Annotated in this window: 17 protein-coding genes; 4 read left to right on the top strand and 13 right to left on the bottom strand. The window is 67.3% G+C overall.

Annotated elements, in window-relative coordinates:
* The 3 genes from UU7_RS07900 to UU7_RS07890 form a co-directional block, all read right to left on the bottom strand.
* On the bottom strand, window positions 1-878 hold an 878-nt coding region (locus tag UU7_RS07900), incomplete at its 3' end, for an ESPR-type extended signal peptide-containing protein (protein ID WP_007807103.1).
* A gap of 234 nt (window positions 879-1,112) precedes the next feature.
* Window positions 1,113-3,131: a PA domain-containing protein gene (locus tag UU7_RS07895; RefSeq protein ID WP_007807101.1), complete on the bottom strand. Its 2,019-nt coding sequence runs from the start codon at window positions 3,129-3,131 to the stop codon at window positions 1,113-1,115.
* Window positions 3,128-3,580, bottom strand: a complete 453-nt coding sequence (locus UU7_RS07890; RefSeq protein WP_007807098.1) for a post-PEP-CTERM-1 domain-containing protein — start codon at window positions 3,578-3,580, stop codon at window positions 3,128-3,130. The genes UU7_RS07895 and UU7_RS07890 overlap by 4 nt, the downstream gene beginning before the upstream one ends.
* Window positions 3,581-3,969: 389 nt before the next feature.
* On the opposite strand from UU7_RS07890, the gene UU7_RS07885 reads away from it, so the two are divergent.
* A complete protein-coding gene (locus UU7_RS07885; protein WP_007807096.1) occupies window positions 3,970-4,767 on the top strand; it encodes a TatD family hydrolase in 798 nt (265 codons plus the stop codon).
* A gap of 25 nt (window positions 4,768-4,792) precedes the next feature.
* On the opposite strand, the gene UU7_RS07880 is transcribed toward UU7_RS07885, so the two are convergent.
* The 5 genes from UU7_RS07880 to UU7_RS07860 form a co-directional block, all read right to left on the bottom strand.
* A complete protein-coding gene (locus UU7_RS07880; protein ID WP_007807094.1) occupies window positions 4,793-5,329 on the bottom strand; it encodes a pseudouridine synthase in 537 nt (178 codons plus the stop codon).
* A gap of 33 nt (window positions 5,330-5,362) precedes the next feature.
* Window positions 5,363-6,316, bottom strand: coding sequence for a class I SAM-dependent methyltransferase (locus UU7_RS07875; RefSeq protein ID WP_007807092.1), 954 nt, complete (start codon window positions 6,314-6,316; stop codon window positions 5,363-5,365).
* A gap of 76 nt (window positions 6,317-6,392) precedes the next feature.
* On the bottom strand, window positions 6,393-7,055 hold the full coding sequence (locus tag UU7_RS07870; protein ID WP_007807090.1) for an NYN domain-containing protein: 663 nt from the start codon (window positions 7,053-7,055) through the stop codon (window positions 6,393-6,395).
* Between the two features lie 82 nt (window positions 7,056-7,137).
* Entirely contained in the window at window positions 7,138-8,250 is a 1,113-nt protein-coding gene (locus UU7_RS07865) for an S-(hydroxymethyl)glutathione dehydrogenase/class III alcohol dehydrogenase (RefSeq protein WP_007807088.1), read from the bottom strand.
* Between the two features lie 221 nt (window positions 8,251-8,471).
* Entirely contained in the window at window positions 8,472-9,392 is a 921-nt protein-coding gene (locus UU7_RS07860; RefSeq protein WP_007807085.1) for a LysR substrate-binding domain-containing protein, read from the bottom strand.
* 107 nt (window positions 9,393-9,499) lie between these two features.
* Between UU7_RS07860 and UU7_RS07855 the strand changes: the two genes are divergently transcribed.
* Complete coding sequence (locus tag UU7_RS07855; protein ID WP_007807083.1) at window positions 9,500-9,682, top strand: hypothetical protein; 183 nt, start codon at window positions 9,500-9,502, stop codon at window positions 9,680-9,682.
* A 108-nt stretch (window positions 9,683-9,790) separates the two neighbouring features.
* Window positions 9,791-10,735 (top strand): aldo/keto reductase, encoded by a 945-nt coding sequence (locus UU7_RS07850; RefSeq protein ID WP_007807079.1) that lies wholly within the window; start codon window positions 9,791-9,793, stop codon window positions 10,733-10,735.
* Window positions 10,736-10,748: 13 nt separating this feature from the next.
* Here UU7_RS07850 and UU7_RS07845 read toward each other — a convergent pair whose 3' ends face one another.
* Both UU7_RS07845 and UU7_RS07840 read right to left on the bottom strand, forming a co-directional pair.
* The gene (locus UU7_RS07845; RefSeq protein WP_007807077.1) at window positions 10,749-11,768 is read right to left on the bottom strand and encodes a TraB/GumN family protein; all 1,020 of its coding nucleotides are present in this window, start codon (window positions 11,766-11,768) and stop codon (window positions 10,749-10,751) included.
* Window positions 11,769-11,890: 122 nt separating this feature from the next.
* Window positions 11,891-14,116, bottom strand: coding sequence for an NADP-dependent isocitrate dehydrogenase (locus tag UU7_RS07840; RefSeq protein ID WP_007807076.1), 2,226 nt, complete (start codon window positions 14,114-14,116; stop codon window positions 11,891-11,893).
* Between the two features lie 199 nt (window positions 14,117-14,315).
* On the opposite strand from UU7_RS07840, the gene UU7_RS07835 reads away from it, so the two are divergent.
* Window positions 14,316-14,684, top strand: coding sequence for a hypothetical protein (locus UU7_RS07835; protein ID WP_040673067.1), 369 nt, complete (start codon window positions 14,316-14,318; stop codon window positions 14,682-14,684).
* A 58-nt stretch (window positions 14,685-14,742) separates the two neighbouring features.
* Here UU7_RS07835 and UU7_RS07830 read toward each other — a convergent pair whose 3' ends face one another.
* The 3 genes from UU7_RS07830 to UU7_RS07820 all read right to left on the bottom strand — a co-directional run bounded on the left by UU7_RS07830 (window position 14,743) and on the right by UU7_RS07820 (window position 18,914).
* Complete coding sequence (locus UU7_RS07830; protein ID WP_007807073.1) at window positions 14,743-15,264, bottom strand: hypothetical protein; 522 nt, start codon at window positions 15,262-15,264, stop codon at window positions 14,743-14,745.
* Window positions 15,265-15,301: 37 nt separating this feature from the next.
* Window positions 15,302-15,604 (bottom strand): LysM peptidoglycan-binding domain-containing protein, encoded by a 303-nt coding sequence (locus UU7_RS07825; RefSeq protein WP_007807071.1) that lies wholly within the window; start codon window positions 15,602-15,604, stop codon window positions 15,302-15,304.
* Window positions 15,605-15,773: 169 nt separating this feature from the next.
* Window positions 15,774-18,914, bottom strand: a complete 3,141-nt coding sequence (locus UU7_RS07820) for an efflux RND transporter permease subunit (RefSeq protein WP_007807069.1) — start codon at window positions 18,912-18,914, stop codon at window positions 15,774-15,776.
* Window positions 18,915-19,139: the final 225 nt, after the last annotated feature.

Here is a 19,139-nt window from a genome sequence, read left to right as displayed (position 1 = left end):
TTGTCACGGTCGGCGATCGAATTTGAGCCCAGCGCGACGGCCTCGTACGCACCGCTCTCCACGTGGGAGCCCGACCCCAGCGCGATGCCGTTGTAGCTGTCCGCCTGGGCCATGTAGCCCACCGCCGCGGCCTGCTGGCCGGAAGACTGGCTGGCCGTTCCCAGCGCCGTCGAACGCAAGCCGGTGGCCTGCGTTGCGACCGTGCCGTTTTCGCCAATGCCACCCAGGGCCACGCTCTCGCCACCCGACGCAACGCTGTAGCCGCCCACCGCCAGGCTGTTCGCGCTGGACGCCTGGGCACCCAGACCCAGCGCCATGGAGCCGGTACCCGATGCTTCGCTGTTCACGCCGAGCGCCAGCGACAGATCGCCCGTTGCCCTGCTTGAAGGACCCACGGCGATCGCCAGCGCGCCGGTCGCCTTGCTGTCGTTTCCGATCGCCGTCGCCACGCTGCCGCTGGCGTCACTCGCCGCACCCAGCGCCATGCTCGCGGCGCCTCCGGCCTGGCTGCCATTGCCGACCGCGACAGCCAGCATGCCCAGGCTCTGCGCGTTCGTACCCATCGCCAATGAATAGATGCCGGTGGCCTGCGCCTCGTAGCCGATTGCCGTGGCGAAATCGCCGGCTTCGGCCGACTGACCGCCTGCGGTGCCACCCATGCCGACAACCGGAGCAACCACCGGGTTGCCAGCCGGGTCTGCCTCGAACTGCGCCGCCGATACCTGGCCGGCGCCCAGCGCCAATGCCAGGCCAGCTGCTGCGACGCTGGCGCGCAGGCGCTTCGAGGCGCCGCCCTTGCCGCTCGCGCTGGCCAGCTCGGAAGCGACCACGAGCATGCCCAGCGACTTGTTCCATACCTTGCTGTAGATCTTGTTCACATCGTACCCCTGCGGTGGTGACAACCGGTCAGATGACTGGCGCCGGACATTTCTGCCGGTGCGTGAAGGTCCCCGCACCTCATGCGGGGGTGCATGCCGCACGTTGCGCGCGCTCATGCATGTCATGGACGTCCAGACGTCCATATGAATTCCTGGTTCCAGCATGGGCGGCGGGCTCCCATGCCGCGGGAGCCCGCTACCGCAACACGCGCCGGCAAGGCCGGCGCGTGCGACTTACTGCGGTGGCGCGACGAAACTGCCCTGCACGTTCACGCCGGCGTACGGCTTCACGCCGATCACCTTGATGAGGTACGTGCCCGCATTCGGCCTGGTCAGCACGACCGACTCGGTGTTGCCGGCATGGACCGACTTGTAGCCATAGTCGGCACTGGTCGGCTCGGCATCGACCGAAACGAACACCGAGACGTCGCCAGTGCCGCCGAAGGTGCGGATGCTCAGGCCGCGCGCACCTGCCGGAACATCCAGCGAGTACAGGGTTTCGCCACCGGCAGTGCCGGTCTGCCCACCCAGGGCCACGCCGTTGGTCAGCTTGATTGCGTCGGCATCACCACCCGGGCCGCCCGAGTTGTCCGGACCCCAGGCGTCATACTGCGCCTGGGTCTCGGCATCGCCCAGGCAAGCCGCCAGGCTGCTTGCCTGGCCACCCGTGATCAGGCCATCGCTGGCCAGCGCGGCGGCGTAGTTGCCCATCGCGGTGCGATAGTCACCCACGTTCGCGGCGGCGGCGGCGATGATCTTCGCGTTGGCCACCACGTTCGCGCCGACCACCAGGCCACCGGGTACCCAGGTCGGGATGCCGGTGTTGCAGGTCAGCAGCATCTGGCTGCCCTCATTGAGCTTCCAGCCCTCGTCCTTCAGCAGCGCCGGGGTGAGATCGAGATCGATCTGCCCTTCGAGATCCTGGTTGATCGCGTATTCCATGATCGCGTTCGGGGTCAGGCGCGTGTCGTAGTGCGAGAACGACGAACCCTGGGCCAGCACGGTGGGCGCGTACAGCTGCACGTTGCCTTCCGCATCGGTGCCGCCGAGGCGTGCCTGCGGGTCAGGCGTGAAAGCCACCATCAGGTTGGCCAGGTTGGCCTTGAACGTGTTGCCGTCGGCCTGGGTGATGCCGATGACCGGAATCGTGATCGAGGCGTCCTCGCCCGCCGGAATGATGGCACCGGCCGCGTTGTTGGCGATGATCACGCCGGTGGCCCCGGCGTTCTGCGCGTTCTTCACCTTGATCACGAACGAGCAGGTGCCCCGGTCGATCAGCGCGATCTTGCCGCTGACGCCGGCATCCACCGCGTTGCAGGCCAGCGGATCGGTCGGAGCCGCCACGCTGCCGGCGAAGTTCGCCGGGGTCGGCGCCGCGCCGAACGCCGCCGGGTTGTAGTCGTAGCTGCCGGCGATGCCTGCCGGCGCAGTGACATCGAAGGTCACCAGCGGAGCCAGCGACAGCGACGCCTCGCCCTTCACGTTGCTGCCGGTGAACACGACGTGGGTGTCATTGAGCGCGGCGGTCTTGCGCTCCGCGTCGGTCATCGCCGTCCACATCTTGCCCGTCGAGTTGTCCTTGACGAAGGTCGAGTAGATGTCCTGCTGGTCCTGGTTCTGCTTGCCGGTTGACAGGTTGTTGAACCCGGAGAAGCCCAGCCCGTGGGCCATTTCATGCAGCACCACGTTGAGGAAGTTGATCTGTCCGGCCGGCGTGTTGCCGTCCAGGCCGAAGTACCAGGCCGAGGTCTGCAGGCAGCCGGTGCTGCCCAGCTTGCTGTTGAAGCGGCTAACGATGTCCGGGGTATTCGCGGGCAGGTCGTTTTCCGTCGCCGCATCCGTGCCACTCAGCGCATCGGTGAGGGCGGAGTGGTACCAGGTGTCGGGAATCGCGCCGGCCGGCGCCGGGCTGTTGAAGGCGAAAATGTAGTTGGTGCCCGACGAACCCAGCACGCCCGAGGTGGCGTCGCAGCTCAGCGGAGTGAAGGTGACGGTGTTGATGACCGGCACGTTGCTCTGCAGCACCGCGCCCCACAGGTCACCGGCGAACTGGAACACGTTCAGCGCCTGCTGACCGCGCGTGGTGCCCGGGTTGCCGCCCACCGGCGAAACCGGCGTGGCGTCGTCCAGGCCCTGACCGGTGCCGGCATCGAGGTTGACGATCTTGATTTCGCCGGCAAACGCGGCGGTGCTGGCGAAACTGCACATGCCCAGGGCCAGCAGGGCGGCGAACAACTGCTTGCGGCGGATCATTGCAGCACCTCCTGCACGGGCTGGCTGCTGGTGGCAGCTTCGTCCTGGTGGTGAATGGCCACCGAACCGTCCGCCCGCGTCTGGGCGACCAGGCTGCTCACCAGGGTCTCGGGCACCTGCATCACGGCCGCGTACTTGCCGGTCTTGGTCCGCTTAAGGGTCTTCACCGCCTCCAGCTCGTTGCGCGGGCGTTGCGACAGCGCGTTGGCGGTTTTCAGGGGAGCCGCGTTGGCCTGCTTCAGCATGGCCGCGGACAATGCCGCGCGCTGGGCCGCCGACGGCGCGACCATCCTCCCGGTCGCCGGGTCGATCGCCACCTGCACGCCCTGGACGTTGACCGAGGTCACCTCCGGTTGCGCCACTTTCTGTTCGGCTGCGTTCGCCGCGCCCGCAACCAGCACGCCAGACAGCACCAGGCCGATTGCCCGTGCCACGACTTTCTTCTGCATGAAAACCCCTCCGTTGAGTGCCGCATCGTCAGCCGATGCCAAAATTTCGGGACGCTCCCCCGAGCGCCCCTGCACAGCAAGAATTTTTCGCGACGGAAGCGGGCCTGGGAGATCGACTTGCCGAAACCCGGTTAGCGCCCTGGGCAAGACCGGACGGCAACTTTCCACCGCGCAAAACCGACCACCAACCGCTATCGGGCGAACCCGCCCTAGCCGAACCGAGAATTCAATTCTGCGGACGACGTCATGGAAGCTATCAGCAAGTTCTTGCGAGCGTCAACGTAATTTCCTGTGGCCACGGAATGGCCTTTGCTGCCCTGCAAGATGTATCGGGCTTGCCTGTCCGCAGGGGTCTGCCAGAATGGTCCGCTCCATCGCGACCCGGACCCATGCGACTGCTCGATATCGGTGCCAACCTCACCCACGAGTCCTTTCACCACGATCTGGATGCTGTGATGCAGCGTGCGCAGGCGCACGGCGTGGACCGGATGATCGTCACCGGCGCGTCGCGCGACGGCAGCGCCAGCGCCCGCGTCCTGGCGGCCCGGCATCCGGCCCGACTGTTTGCCACGGCTGGCGTCCATCCCCATCACGCCGTTGAATACGACGATGCGACCGACGCGGCGCTGCGCGAGTTCGCGCAGGACCCCGCGGTGGTGGCCATCGGCGAAACCGGCTTGGACTACAACCGCAACTACTCGCCGCGCGGGGTGCAGCTGGAGGTGTTCGAACGGCAACTGCAGCTGGCGGTGGACGTGGGCAAGCCGCTGTTCCTGCACCAGCGCGACGCCCACAGCGACTTCGTCGCCCTGCTCGCCCGCTACCGCGACAAGGTTCCGGGGGCGGTGGTGCACTGCTTCACCGATACCGGCGAGGCGCTGCGTGACTACCTGGCGCTGGACTGCCACATCGGCATCACCGGCTGGATCTGCGATGAACGCCGGGGCACCCACCTGCGCGAGCTGGTGCGCGGGATTCCGGCGAACCGGCTGATGATCGAGACGGATGCACCCTACCTGCTGCCGCGCACGGTGCGCCCGCAGCCCGCGCACCGGCGCAACGAGCCAATGTACCTGAAGCACATCTGCGAGGAAATCGCCCGCGATCGCGGCGAGAGCGTGGCCGTTACGGCGGCGAACAGCACCGCGACCGCCGAGGCGTTCTTCGGCCTTCCGCCCGCCTCGTGACCGGCGTGCGCAACGGCGCGGCGGCTCAGTCCGCCAGCACGCGCGTCTCGCCCGGAGCGAGGCCGGCGAGCCGGTGTTCGCCGATCTGCACGCGGATCAGGCGCAGGGTCGGGAACCCGACCGCGGCGGTCATCCGGCGCACCTGCCGGTTGCGTCCTTCGCGCAGCGTGAGGCTGATCCAGCTGGTCGGGATCGCCTTGCGAAAACGCACCGGCGGCTTGCGCGGCCACAGCCATGCCGGCTCGTCGACCAGTTTCGCCTCGGCCGGCAGGGTCGGGCCATCGCTCAGCACCAGGCCTCGCGCAAGCGCCTGCAGCGCCGCCTCATCGATGCTGCCGTCGAGCTGCGCCAGATAGGTCTTGGCCTGCTTGTGGCGGGGATCGGTGAGTCGATGGGCGAGGCGGCCGTCGTCGGTCAGCAGCAGCAGGCCTTCGCTGTCCTGATCCAGCCGTCCAGCGGCATAGACGTCCTTTTGCACGACAAGATCCGCCAGCGTCGGACGACCGCGATCATCGGTGAACTGGCAGAGCACGCCGTAAGGCTTGTTGAGGGCGATCAGCATGGGGGCGGGACAGCGCAGCGCATCAGGCCATGCTCAATGCGCTTCATGTCCGGCGGGCGCCGTCGGCTTGACGAACTTCAGCGTCATCCGGTCCGATTCGCCGATCGCCTGGTACTTCGCCTTGTCCCGGTCGCCCAGGGTCAGGGTCGGCGGCAGGGTCCAGACGCCCTTCGGATAGTCTCTGGTGTCTTTCGGATTCGCGTTGACCTCGCTGCTTTCCTCCAGCACGAAGCCGGCATCGGTGGCCAGCTTCACCACGTACGACGTGGGCAGGTAGCCGCTGCCTTTCACCGCATCGATCGCGGCGCCTTCGCCGGCGCGGTGATCGACCACGCCGAGCACGCCGCCGGGCTTGAGTACGTCGAAGAAGGCCTTGAACATGGTCGGGCCGGTACCGGCCGTGCCTTTATCGGCAGCAATCCAGTTGTGCACGTTGCGGAAGGTCAGCACCACGTCGGCCGAGCCGGGCGCCCCGAACTTCGGCGCGGCAGCATCGAATTCGACGATGCGGGCATTGCCGTAATGCGCCGAGTCCGCGGCGAATTTCCGGCGCAACGCGCTGTCGTCGCTGCGCGCCTCGCTGTCGGCGGACGGGGCTTTCTCCGCGGCGATGTAATGGCCGTTGTCGTTCAGCAGCGGCGCCAGGATTTCCGCGTACCAGCCACCGCCGGGGGTGATCTCGATCACCGTCTGGTCGGGCCGCACGCCGAAGAACTGCAGGGTGGCCTTGGGATGGCGGTAGGCGTCGCGCGCGCGGTTGGCGGGCGAACGCCAGCTGCCGGCCAGCACGCCGTCCAGCTGCGAAGCGGTGAAATCGCTGGCGCTGGTGGGCGGCACCAGCTCATCCACCGGCTGATCCGACTCCACCGATCCGGCCGACGCGGCCTGTGCGCGGGAGGGCCCGGGCAGCAGCAGCGCGAATGCCAGCAGCAAGGCTGCCGCGATGCCGATCCCGGCAGGTTTCGCCGCTGCGGTTGCACGAATCATGGTCAACTCCCTGGCGTGTGGCGGAACGTTCGAACTTCCAATATCACGAAAACCATGTGCAATCCCGGTGCAGGCCTCAGGACGGACGCGGGCACACCGATTGCAGGCCGTCGATGTGTTCGTGCAGATCCGGCGCGATGCCCTGCCACATCGGGTCGAGGATGAAGTCGATGCCTTCGTAGCGGGCCAGCTTTGCGGCCGGGATGAAATCCGCGTCGCCGGCGATCAGGATGATCTGGTCGACCAGCTTCTTGTAGGTCAGCGCCGCGATGTCGATGCCGATCTTCATGTCGACTTGGGTCTGGCGCATGTCCGGCTCGAAGTGGCCGTCGTCCAGATCGTCCCAGCGCAGGCTGCCGTCGCGCAACTGCTGGTAGGCGCTGCGCTTCAGCTGCCACTCGCCGCGCTCGGACAGACGCCCAAGCCGCAGCGCCATCTTGCGCTGGCGACGCAGCTGGTCGTGCAGTTCGCGGCGAAACGCGGCCGCGCCGGTACGGCCGAAGTCGATGCTGTCGCCGCTGACCGGCTTGATGAAACTCTTTTCCAGCGGCGGGCAATCGTAGAAGAAGATCCGGTACAGCTGCTCGCGCGGGCGGTCGACCGCCTTCAGGTGCTCCAGCGCCATGCCGAACACGGTCTTGGCCACCGCCCGCGCATCACCGGCGTCGCGCTCGCCGTAGACCTTGCGATAGCGGGCAAGAAAGAAGGCACCGTCGATGAGGATGGCAGTGCGGCTCATGGAACGACCCTGGGCATGACGTGTGCAGACATGGAAACGGCGAACGCCGTCAGCGTGGCTGGCGGCGCCCGCACATTCTACGTCAGTAGTGGATCACCGAGCGGATCACCTTGCCCTCGTGCATCATGTCGAACGCCTCGTTGATGCGTTCCAGCGGCAGCACCTCGGTGATCATCTCGTCGATGCGGATATCGCCGGCCATGTAGCGGTCGACGTAGCCCGGCAGCTGCGAGCGGCCCTTCACCCCGCCGAACGCCGAACCGCGCCAGACCCGCCCGGTGACCAGCTGGAACGGCCGCGTGCTGATCTCCTGGCCGGCGCCGGCCACGCCGATGACGATCGACTCGCCCCAGCCCTTGTGGCAGCACTCCAGCGCCGAACGCATCACGTGGACGTTGCCGATGCACTCGAACGAATAGTCCACGCCGCCGTCGGTGAGCTCGACGATCACCTGCTGGATCGGCGTGTCCGGGTAGTCCTTCGGGTTGATGCAGTCGGTGGCGCCGAGCAACTTCGCCATCTCGAACTTGGCCGGGTTGGTGTCGACCACCACGATGCGGCCGGCTTTCGCCATCACCGCGCCTTGCACCACCGACAGGCCGATGCCGCCCAGGCCGAACACCGCCACCGACGCGCCCGGCTCGACCTTCGCCGTGTTCAGTACCGCGCCGATGCCGGTGGTGATGCCGCAACCGAGCAGGCAGACCTTCTCCAGCGGTGCCGCCTTGTCGATCTTCGCCAGCGAGATCTCCGGCAGCACGGTGTATTCGCTGAACGTGCTGGTGCCCATGTAGTGCAGCAGCGGCTTGCCGTCCAGCGAGAAGCGCGACGTGCCGTCGGGCATCAGGCCCTGGCCCTGGGTCACGCGGATCTTCTGGCACAGGTTGGTCTTGCCGGACAGGCAGAATTTGCACTCGCCGCATTCGGGCGTGTACAGCGGAATCACGTGGTCGCCGACCTTCAGCGAGGTGACACCCTCGCCCACTTCCTCGACGATGCCGCCGCCCTCGTGACCCAGGATCACCGGAAAGCGGCCCTCCGGATCGGTGCCGGACAGGGTGAACGCATCGGTGTGGCAGACGCCGGTGGCCACGATGCGCACCAGCACCTCGCCGGCTTTCGGCCCGGCCACGTCGACCTGTTCGATGCTGAGTGGCTTGCCTGCTTCCCAGGCGACGGCGGCGCGTGACTTCATGGTTCAACTCCTGACGGCGGTCGACAACGACCCACGATGATGACGTGTCCGGGCAGATTGCGAAACCGCTTCAAGCCTGTGAAGAAAACCACTTCCTGTGGTTTTCTTCTATCGCGAGTCCGGTACATGCCCGGGCTCGCTCACATGAAACAGTCACTTGCGTGACTGCTTCATGCCCGGCCCTCCTGGCCGGCCTGAGAGGTTGAAAAACTCACAACCTCTCAGTCCATCGCCGTGTCCCCGGGCCGGAACGCCGACATCTGCCGCCGGTAATCCTCCGCCTCGGACAGCAGCCACTCGCGGAACAGTTGCAGGCCGCGATGTTCCAGCGAGCGTGGCGGATACACCAGCCAGTACGCCTCCTTGACTGCCATGTAGCGCTCGCCCAGCACCTGCAGCCGGCCGGCATCGATCAGCGACTTCGACGTCACCATCCGTCCCAGCGCCACGCCAAGACCCTCCAGCGCCGCATGGCGCAGCGCATCGAGGCTGTCGAACTGGGCCACGTAACGCTGCGGCCGGGCGCCGCCGCTGCGCTTGAACCAGTCGTCCCAGCGCGTCGACGGCGCCGGCTCGCCGAGCAGCGGCCAGCGCGACAGGTCGCGCGGATCCGTCTCGCCCATCCGCGCCACCAGCTCGGGCGCGGCCACCGGCGCGATCCATTCGCCGAACAGCCGCTCGCTGTGCAGGCCGGGCCACTCGCCGCGGCCGTAGCGCAGGCCGACATCCACCGGTTCGCGCTCGAAATTCACCAGGGTCGACCCCGACTGCAGGCTGAGCTCCAGCTCCGGATGCGCGACCACCAGCCGCGGCAGCCGGGGCACCAGCCAGCTCGACATGATGCCGGGGCTGGCGCTGAGCGTGAGTGCGTCATGGCGGCGCGTGCGATATGCCGCCAGCGCGTGCTCGATGCCGTCGACGTGGCCGCCGACCGCCTCCAGCAGGCTGCAGCCTTCGACGGTCAGCGTCACGCCGCGCGGACCGCGTTCGAACAGGCGCCGTTCCAGGCGTTCTTCCAGCTGGCGCATCTGGTGGCTGAGCGCGCTGACGGTGAGGTTCGCCTGCGCTGCGGCGCGCGACAGGTTGCCCAGTCGGGCGACCAGCACGAACTGCTGCAGCAGGCCCAGCGGCAACTTTCCCATCTTGAATTTCCTTCAAGCCTGACTTGCGAATATATCGCTTTCTGGCGGCCTGGCGCGTGCGTATCTTGAGCGCTCCCCAAGTCGCAGCCCTCCCAAGGAGGCTCCCCATGAACTCGCTGTGGAAAGACCTGTTGTTCCTGCACGGCCACCTGGTGCGCAAGGAAGACCTGGACTGGCGTACCGACGCTCCGCTCAAGCCCGCCCGGGACGACAAGCAGGCCAGCCTGGCCAAACGCACCGTGATGGCTTGCTGCGCCCATGTGTGGCCGCGCCTCGCCGGCCCGCGCTGAACCTGGCGCGGGCTTGAATACTGCGGATATGCAGCCACTTCGACGAGATGGCGCGCCGCCGGCCGGGCCGCGCGCGGTTCCTTCGCCTGCCACCATCCGGGGTATTCCATGCACCAGCGCCCACTCGGCAACTCGCCGCTTTCCATCGCCCCGCTCGCCTTCGGCGGCAACGTGTTCGGCTGGAGCGCCGACGAGAAGCGTTCGTTCGAACTGCTCGATGCCTTCGTCGATGCCGGCGGCAACCTGATCGACACCGCGGACGTCTATCCGGCGTGGGTGCCGGGCAACCGCGGCGGTGAATCGGAAACCATCATCGGCAAGTGGCTGAAGCGGAGCGGCAGGCGCGACCGCGTGGTGATCTCGACCAAGGTGGCCAAGTGGGCCGAGCAGCCGGGCCTGTCGCCGGTGAACATCCGACAGGCGGTGGACGGCTCGCTGCAACGCCTGCAGGTCGACTGCATCGACCTGTACCAGGCGCACGAGGACGACGCCAGCGTGCCGATGGAGGAAACCCTGGGCGCCTTCGCCCGCCTGATCGAGGCGGGCAAGGTGCGCGTGATCGGTGCGTCCAACTTCAGCGCCAACCGCTTCGCCGACGCGCTGGCGATGTCGCAGCGGCACGGCCTGCCCCGCTACGAAAGCCTGCAGCCGGAGTACAACCTGGTCAGCCGCGCCGGCTACGAGCAGGCACTGGAGCCGCTGATCCGCCGCGAAAACATCGGCGTGATCAGCTACTACGCCCTGGCCAGCGGCTTTCTCAGCGGCAAGTACCGCAGCGCCGCCGACCTGGCCAAGAGCTCGGCACGCGGTGGCGCGGTGAAGAAATTCCTGAACCCGCACGGCCTGCAGGTGCTGGCCGCGCTGGACGCGGTGGCCGCCGCCCACCACGCCACCCCGGCCCAGGTCGCGCTGGCCTGGCTGATCGCCCGCCCCGGCCTCACCGCACCGATCGTCAGCGCCACCAGCGTGGAGCAATTGCGCGAATTGCTCGGGGCTACCGAACTGCAGCTGGATGGCAACGAGATCGCCCGACTGGATCTCGCCAGCGCCTGACCATCCGCGGGGATCATTCCGGCGCGTCGACCTGGTAACCCTCGGCGCGCAATGTGGCCAGGTAGCCGTCCTGGTCCAGCAGCCCGTCCATCGGCAACAAGGCGAAGGTCTGCGCGTTGGTCGCCAGCGCCTTGCGCGCGGCCGCCAGCCAGGTGGCACGCAGGCGCGCCGGCACGTCGTCGAGGCCCAGTGTCTGCGCGAAGCCGGCGCCGGTCACCGCCGCCACGCACGCGTCGCGGCGATCGCTGTCGGGCAGTTCGCGCAGGGCCTGCAGGTCGCCGATGGCCCAGGCATTCGCCCGTGCGGTCATCTCCGGCATGTCGTGCTCGACGCTGTCCAGGGTGCGGATGAAGCAGGTGGTGTCGTGCGGCGCCGCCTGCCTGAAGGCCTTGATCGCCTCGCGCGGATGCTCGATCACCACCCGATATTCCACCGGCACCTCGGCCACGCCGTGCTGCTTGGCCAGACCGTCGATGCTGGCCTGGATACCCCCGGAACGGCTCAGGCCGTTCGCCTTCAGCGCCTTGTGGTAGAGCTCCTCCGACGCGAACAGCGGTCGCCAGCGCTCGACGCCGCGATCGCGACCAATGTATTTCTGCTTCAACACCTGCCAGCGTGCATACACCTGTGGCGGCAGCACGTCCTGCAGGCTGCGACCGTCGTCGTTCTTGCGCGCGCCGTACGCCGAGGGCAGCAGGAAAAGCTTGCCGAAGAAACCCACCTTGGCCTCGAGCCTGACCGCAGGCGCCAGCAGCACCTGCTGCGAGGCGGCGATCACCTGCGCCACCTCCTGCGATTGCCACTGCATGTCGCGGGGCAGCGGCGACAGCGTGCCCAGCACCCACATCACGTGATCCCCCTTGCTGACCTTCCACAGACCCGGCCCGGGCTGTACGCCGCTGACCATCACCATCGGCAGGTCGGCGACCCGGGTCGAGACGGATGACGATGTCGCCGGCGCGGACGCCGATTGCGCGAACAGCGGCAGGGTGACGATCAGCAGCAGCGGACACAGCCCTTGCCTAACTTGCATCGCGAAAACTCCCTCTCCAGATGATGACCGTCGATGCCGCGCGATACGAAGGCCGGCGCGACTGCAAAGAAAAACGGGGCGCCGATCGGCGCCCCGTTCCCGGCACGGGCCGGCTCAGTGCGTCACTTCGACAGCTGCGCCAGCGCCGCGTTCAATGTCGCACTCGGACGCATCGCCTGGCCGACCCTGGTCATGTCGGGGTGGTAGTAGCCACCGATCTCGACGCCATGACCCTGCACAGCGGCCAACTCGGCAACGATCTTCTGCTCGTTCTCGGTCAGCAGCTTCGCCAGCGGCGCGAACTTCGCCTTCAGCCCGGCATTCACGTCCTGGGCGGCCAGTGCCTGGGCCCAGTACAGCGCCAGGTAGAAGTGGCTGCCGCGGTTGTCGATGCCGCCGACCTTGCGCGAGGGCGACTTGTCGGTGTCGAGGAACTTGCCATTGGCCTGATCCAGGGTCTTCGCCAGCACGTCCACTTCGGCGCTGCCGTAGCGGCTGCCCAGATGTTCCAGCGAGGCGGCCAGCGCCAGGAATTCACCCAGCGAATCCCAGCGCAGGTAGTTCTCTTCGAGGAACTGCTGCACATGCTTGGGCGCGGAGCCACCGGCGCCGGTCTCGAACAGGCCGCCACCGTTCATCAGCGGCACGATCGACAGCATCTTCGCGCTGGTGCCCAGCTCCATGATCGGGAACAGGTCGGTGAGGTAGTCGCGCAGCACGTTGCCGGTGACCGAGATGGTGTCCAGGCCCTGGCGGATGCGCTCCAGCGAAAACCTGGTGGCGGCCACCGGGTCCATGATGCGGATGTCCAGCCCGCTGATGTCGTAATCCTTGAGGTAACGCTCGACCTTGGCAATCACCTGGGCATCATGTGCGCGCTGCGGATCGAGCCAGAACACCGCCGGCGTGTGCCGGGCGCGGCCCACCGCCAGCTTCACCCAGTCGCGGATCGGCGCATCCTTGGTCTGGCACATGCGCCAGATGTCGCCCGCTTCCACGTCGTGCTGCAGCAGCACGCTGCCCGCCTCGTCGATCACCTTGACCACGCCGTCGCCGGCGATCTGGAAAGTCTTGTCGTGCGAGCCGTATTCCTCGGCCGCCTGCGCCATCAGGCCCACGTTCGGCACGCTGCCCATGGTGGCCGGGTCGAATGCACCGTGCGCCTTGCAGTCCTCGATGGTGGCCTGATAGACACCGGCGTAGCTGCGGTCGGGGATCACCGCGACGATGTCCTGCAACTCGCCCTTCGCGTTCCACATCTTGCCGGAGTCGCGGATCATCGCCGGCATCGAGGCGTCGATGATCACGTCGCTGGGCACGTGCAGGTTGGTGATGCCCTTGTCGGAATTGACCATCGCCACGCCGGGACGCTGCGCGTACTCGGCGTCGAGGTCGGCCCTGATCGCCGCCTGGGTTGCTTCCGGCAGCGAGCCGAGGCGCGCGTACAGGTCGCCGATGCCGTTGTTCGGATTGAAGCCGGCCTGCCTCAGCACGTCGGCATGTTTCGCCAGCACGTCCTTGTAGAACTCTCCCACCACCACGCCGAACATGATCGGGTCGGAGACCTTCATCATGGTGGCCTTCAGGTGCAGCGAGAACAGCACGCCGCGCTTCTTCGCATCGGCGATCTGCGCATCGATGAAGCTGGCCAGCGCCTTGCGGCTCATCACCGACGCGTCGATGATCTCGTCGGCAAGCAGCGCGGTCTTCGGCTTCAGCACGCTGTGGCTGCCGTCCTTGCCGAACCATTCGATGCTGACGTTGCCGGCCTTTGCGACCACGACGGACTTTTCGCTGCCGTAGAAATCGCCGCCATCCATGTGCGCCACGCGGGTCTGCGAATCGCCGCTCCACGCACCCATCCTGTGCGGATGCTTGCGCGCGTAATTCTTCACCGAGACCGGCGCGCGGCGATCGGAATTGCCCTCGCGCAGCACCGGGTTCACCGCGCTGCCCTTGACCCGGTCGTAGCGCGCCTTGATGTCCTTCTCGGCATCGTCCTTCGGCGCATCCGGGTAATCCGGCAGTGCGTAACCCTGATCCTGCAATTCCCTGATCGCGGCCTTCAACTGCGGCATCGAGGCGCTGATGTTGGGCAGCTTGATGATGTTCGCTTCCGGCGTGGTGGCCAGCTGGCCCAGCTCGGCGAGGTCGTCGGCGATGCGCTGGTCTTCCTTCAGCATTTCCGGAAACAGCGCGATGATGCGCCCGGCCAGCGAGATGTCGCGCGTCTCCAGCCGGATGCCCGCGGTGCCGGCGAACGCGCTGACGATCGGCAGCAGCGACTGGGTGGCCAGGAATGGCGCTTCATCGGTGAGGGTGTAGATGATCTTCGGGGTCTGGGACATGGCGAGCGGGGATTCCCTGGCAAGGGCGGCATAACCGCGACAGATGACTGCCCATTGTCGCGCGAATGCCCGCCCCCGGCCACCGCAGACCACGCGCGGGCGTGTGGCCATGTCAGAATGCGCCGGCTGGCGCGGGTCGTGCCGGCCGCTTGCGCCATCAGGCGCAGCGCGTGACCCATGCCGATGACAAGGAAGGAATATGAGTCAGTTGAGCCAGTCCATCGTCGACTTCATCGCCGGCCTGCAACCGCTGTACACCTGCCAGCACGCCGACGGCCGCGAATGCGCGCTGTCGCTGCTGGACGGCTCGCTGATCCTGCCGGTGGACGAAACCCACTCGGCCGAACCGGAGGGCTGGGTCGCGGTGTACTGGCAGGGCGACAGCCGCCGCCATTCCGAAGTGCCCGGTGCGCAACTGGCCAGCGTGGCGGTATGGCGCCATGTGGAACTGCATGGGGCCGGACGCGATGCGGACGAGCGCCTTGCATTGCGCGACCAGCTGGCCAGGCGCTTCGAGCGGGAAACCGGCTTGTCGCTGCAGCACGCGGCCGCGGGTTTGCCCGCGTGATCTGTCGGGCGGCCGACGGCGCGTTGCGCCGCATGCCGCCCGACACGGACCCGGTGGATCACTTGACCGAGAAGTCCTTGCTGGCCACCGGTTTGCCATCCAGCGAGATCTCCACCTTGTAGTTCCCGGCGGGGAAGCCGCTGGGCTTGCTGATCATGAACACGGTGGTCTCCGGCCCGTTCGCTTCCAGCGTCTTGCTGTCCTCGTGCACGGTCTGGCCATCCTGGTAGGTCCACTTCGCGGCCAGCGTGCCGTTTCCACTGCCGGCCGTGTCGACCGACGCGTAGATGCTGTCCTTCGGCGCGAACGTGTCGCCGCTGGCCGCGATCCGGTTGTTCGCGTCCACGCTGGAGCCCAGCTGGACCGAGCTGAAGCTGATCGCCGGCGCATTGCCGGTGTTGTCCATGCCGGCGGTGCCGGCGGGGGCGGGCGCCATGGTGGCGGGCGGCGGCACCGTGGCCGCGGGCGGTGGCGTGGCGGGGATCTGCGAGCTCGAGTCGTCGGTCTTGCCGCAGCCGCCCAGCGCCAGCGCGGCGGCCAGGGAAGCGGCGAGGATCAGGGGTTGGCGAGTCGTCTTCATGGCATGTCTCCTGTTTCGGGGCTTGCGGTGTGGTTGCTCAGGGCTTCGCCGGAATCTTCAGCATCTGGCCGGCCTTGATGCGATCCGGGTCGGTGAGCTGGTCGCGGTTCGCGTCGAAGATCGGCTTCCACGCATTGCCGTCGCCATAGAAGTGCCTGGCGATCTTCGACAGGCTGTCGCCTGCCACCACTTCGTAGATCGTGGTTTCGTCGGCCGTCGAACTCACATGCGACTGCACGTCGCTGAAATCGGCCTTCGCCGCCGGCGGCATCTGCGCGGCCTGGCTGCGCACCTCGCTGCGCACATCGGAGAAGTCCGGCTTGCCGGTTTCGTTGCCCATGGCGTGGTCTCCGTCTCCAAGAGTGGGAGCCATAGGTAACGGGCGTCCGGTTAACGCCTTGTGAGTGCGTTGCCGGAACGTTCAGCTGGAAACAGGCGCCGGAAAGGGCACGTCATCCCGCCACGACCGGTGGCCCAGGCGGTGGCCCGACGTTCCACGCCTGCCGTCGTCACGCCCCTGCCAGCTGACGGCGGCGGCGCGCCAACTGGCGCTCGCGGCGGCGCGCGGACCATGCCCGGCGGCGCTGGGCCAGGCAGGAGAAGATCACGTACAGTGCCGGGGTGCTCAGCAGGGTGAGGCTTTGCGAGATCAGCAAGCCGCCGATCAGGGCGATGCCCAGCGGACGACGCAGTTCGCTGCCTTCGCCCAGTCCGATCGCGATGGGCAGCGCAGCGAGGATCGCCACCATGGTGGTCATCATGATCGGGCGGAAGCGCACGGTGCACGCCTCGCGCGCGGCTTCGAGCGGACTCTTGCCGTGCTCGCGTTCGGCGACCAGGGCGAAGTCGATCATCATGATCGCGTTCTTCTTGACGATGCCGATCAACAGCACCAGCGCGATCTGCGCCACCACCGACAATTCGGTGCCGGTCAGCCACAACGCCAGCAGCGCGCCGACCCCGGCGGCCGGCAGGGTGGACAGGATGGTGACCGGATGGATCAGGTTTTCGTACAGCATGCCCAGCACGATGTAGACGGTCAGCACGGCGGCCAGGATCAGCCAGCCCATGCCGCTCTGCGATTGCTGGAAGCGACGGAAGTTGCTGCCCATCTGCACCTTGATGTCACCAGGCATGCGCATGTCCTGCACGGTGCCCTGGATGATCGCCATCGCCTCGCCCATGCTGACGCCGGGGGCGAGGTTGAAGCTGAGGTCCATCGTGCTGTACTGGTTTTCGTGGACGATCTGCGATGGCGAAAGTCCTGGCTCCTGCCGGGTGAAGGCGGTGATCGGGATCATCTTGCCGCTGCTGGAGGCCACGTAGATGCGGTTCAACGCATCCGGCGTGGCGGTCTGGTCGGGCAGCGCGTTGACCACCACCTTGTACTGGTTGATGTCGGAGTAGATCGTGCTGACCTGGCGCTGGCCGAAGGCGTCGTAGAGCGCGCCGTCGATCGCGCCGATCGACACGCCCAGGCGCGCGGCCTTGTCGCGGTCGATCACCATGTTCTGGCGCAGGCCCGCTTCGTCGACGTCGGTGCCCACGTCGCTGAGCTTGGGATTCTTCTTCAGCTCGGCCTGCAGCTTCGGCAGCCATTCCTGCAGGCTGGCCTGGTCGTTGCCCTGCAGTGAAACCTGGTACTGGGCGCCCTGGCTGGTGCCGCCACCGCCGCCGCTGGGCAGGTCCTGCACCGGGCGCAGGCGCAGGTTGAGGTCGGGATACTTGGCCGCCTTGGCGCTGAGTCGCGCCAGCACGGTGAAGGTGTCGTCCTTGCGCCCCTGCGCCCGGGTCTTCAGGTCGATGTTGAACGAGCCACTGGTGCCCTGCCGGCTGCTGCCCAGGCGCGAGCCCACGGTGGCCACGTCGGGGTCGGCCATCAGCATCGCGGTGAGGCGTTCCAGGCGCTGCTTGCTCTCGGCGAAGGAGACCGTGGCGCTGGAGCTGGCGCGCCCCCAGATCAGTCCGGTGTCCTGCTGGGGGAACAGTCCCGTCTTGACCACGCCGAACAGGAAGAAGGTGGCCACGATCAGCACCAGCGGCGTCAGCGCGAACAGCAACGCGTGCCGCAGCGAGAAATTCAGGGCGCGGGTGTAGAGCCGCAGCATGCCGGCGTGGAAACCGTCCAGCGCGCGCGCCAGGCGCGAAGGTGCCGCCGCCCTGTGCGCGTCATGCCCACTGAGGAAGCGACCGCACAACGCCGGCGTGAGAGTCAGCGAGACCAGCGCGGAAACCACGATCGCCGACACCAGGGTCACCGCGAATTCGTGCATGAACATGCCGGTGACGCCACCGGCGAACAGCAGCGGGATGAACACCGCGATCAGCGAGGCGGTGATCGACACGATGGTGAAGCCGATCTCGCGGGCGCCGGCGAGGGTCGCCTGCATCCGCGTCATGCCGTTGTCGATGTGCCGGATGATGTTCTCGATCACCACGATCGCGTCGTCGACCACGAAGCCGATCGCGATCACCAGCGCCAGCAGGGTGAGGTTGTTCAGCGTGTAGCCGAGCACGTACATCAGCACGAACGCACCGGCCAGCGACAGCGGCACGGCGACGGCGGCGATCAGCGTGGGCGCCAGCCGGCGCAGGAACAGCGCCATCGTGAGGATCACCATCGCCAGCGAGATCAGCAAGGTGGCCTGCACCTCGTGCAGCGAGGCGCGGATGGTCGGCGTGCCGTCGAAGAACGGGATCAGTTCGGTGCCAGGCTGCAGATAGGCGCGCAGGGTCGGCAGCTGGTCCTTGACCAGGTCCACCGTGGCGATCACGTTGGCGTCGGCCTTCTTGTAGACGTACATCAGCACCGCCGGCTTGCCGCGGAACCAGGCCGCCTGGTACGCGTCCTGCTGGCCGGCGTAGACCTTGGCCACGTCGGACAGCCGCACCGGCGTGCCATTGCGGTTGGCGATGACCAGCCGGGCGAACTCGTCGGCGCTGTGCATCTGGGTGGTGGCGCTGATCGCCATGGTGGTCTTGCCGTTGGACAAGAAGCCCTCCGGCGAGGTGACGTTGGCCGCGCTCAGCGCGTTGCGCAGCTGGTCCGGCGACAAGCCCATCGCGTTCAGCGCGCGCAGGTTCACGTCCACGCGGATCGCCGGCGTGGCGGCGCCGGCGATCTCCACCGACGACACGCCGGGCAGCTGGCGCAGCCGCTGGGCCAGCAGCGAGTCGGCCGCGTTGTAGAGGTCGGCGGCGGACTGGGTGTCGGAGGTCATCGCCAGTGCGATGATCGGATCGTCGTTCGGGTTGGCCTTCTGGTAGCTGGGTGCGCCGTTGAGACCGCTGGGCAGGTCGGGCGCCGCCGAATTGATCGCCGCCTGCACGTCGCGCGCGGCCGCGTCCAGGTCGGTGCCGTTCTGGAACATCATGAAGACGAACGTGCTGCCTTCGGAGCTGGACGAGCGCATCGTCTCGATGCCGGGCACCTGGCCCAGGTGGCGCTCCAGCGGTGCGGCCACGGTGGATGCCATGGTGCTGGCGTCCGCGCCGGCCTGGCTGGCCTGCACGAAGATCGCGGGGAACTGCATGTTCGGCAGCGCCGCCACGCCGAGCAGGAAGTAACAGATCATCCCGCCCACGAACAGGCCGATCGCCAGCAGCGAAGTGCCGATCGGGCGGCGGATGAAGGTGCCGGAGAGGTTCATGGGATCAACGTGGGCAGGGGATGGGCGGGGTTTCGCAGATGACGGGTGAACGCATCATCCCACCCTCAACGTGCGAGCCGCCGAAAGGTTGATCGAAACGACTCCCGGCGAAGGGCGACCCCGGGCCAACCCTTTCTGCGACCGAAGGAAGTCCCTTTGGGGGCGAGCAGGGAAGGAAGCACGGCGCTGGGCTCCCTCCTGCCTTGCGCAGGAGGGATATTGAAA

It is taken from the genome of Rhodanobacter spathiphylli B39 (assembly GCF_000264295.1).
GTDB lineage: Bacteria > Pseudomonadota > Gammaproteobacteria > Xanthomonadales > Rhodanobacteraceae > Rhodanobacter > Rhodanobacter spathiphylli.
Note: the sequence above shows the minus strand (reverse complement) of the source record. Positions and strands in the feature narration are given on the sequence as shown.

Coding starts and splice junctions, on each gene's coding strand:
- UU7_RS07895 (WP_007807101.1), bottom strand. CDS start 3,131: ATGATCCGCCGCAAGCAGTTGTTCGCCGCCCTGCTGGCCCTGGGCATG.
- UU7_RS07830 (WP_007807073.1), bottom strand. CDS start 15,264: ATGAAGACGACTCGCCAACCCCTGATCCTCGCCGCTTCCCTGGCCGCC.
- UU7_RS07855 (WP_007807083.1), top strand. CDS start 9,500: ATGAACTCGCTGTGGAAAGACCTGTTGTTCCTGCACGGCCACCTGGTG.
- UU7_RS07885 (WP_007807096.1), top strand. CDS start 3,970: ATGCGACTGCTCGATATCGGTGCCAACCTCACCCACGAGTCCTTTCAC.
- UU7_RS07870 (WP_007807090.1), bottom strand. CDS start 7,055: ATGAGCCGCACTGCCATCCTCATCGACGGTGCCTTCTTTCTTGCCCGC.
- UU7_RS07875 (WP_007807092.1), bottom strand. CDS start 6,316: ATGATTCGTGCAACCGCAGCGGCGAAACCTGCCGGGATCGGCATCGCG.
- UU7_RS07845 (WP_007807077.1), bottom strand. CDS start 11,768: ATGCAAGTTAGGCAAGGGCTGTGTCCGCTGCTGCTGATCGTCACCCTG.
- UU7_RS07890 (WP_007807098.1), bottom strand. CDS start 3,580: ATGCAGAAGAAAGTCGTGGCACGGGCAATCGGCCTGGTGCTGTCTGGC.
- UU7_RS07880 (WP_007807094.1), bottom strand. CDS start 5,329: ATGCTGATCGCCCTCAACAAGCCTTACGGCGTGCTCTGCCAGTTCACC.
- UU7_RS07840 (WP_007807076.1), bottom strand. CDS start 14,116: ATGTCCCAGACCCCGAAGATCATCTACACCCTCACCGATGAAGCGCCA.
- UU7_RS07835 (WP_040673067.1), top strand. CDS start 14,316: ATGAGTCAGTTGAGCCAGTCCATCGTCGACTTCATCGCCGGCCTGCAA.
- UU7_RS07865 (WP_007807088.1), bottom strand. CDS start 8,250: ATGAAGTCACGCGCCGCCGTCGCCTGGGAAGCAGGCAAGCCACTCAGC.
- UU7_RS07850 (WP_007807079.1), top strand. CDS start 9,791: ATGCACCAGCGCCCACTCGGCAACTCGCCGCTTTCCATCGCCCCGCTC.
- UU7_RS07825 (WP_007807071.1), bottom strand. CDS start 15,604: ATGGGCAACGAAACCGGCAAGCCGGACTTCTCCGATGTGCGCAGCGAG.
- UU7_RS07860 (WP_007807085.1), bottom strand. CDS start 9,392: ATGGGAAAGTTGCCGCTGGGCCTGCTGCAGCAGTTCGTGCTGGTCGCC.
- UU7_RS07820 (WP_007807069.1), bottom strand. CDS start 18,914: ATGAACCTCTCCGGCACCTTCATCCGCCGCCCGATCGGCACTTCGCTG.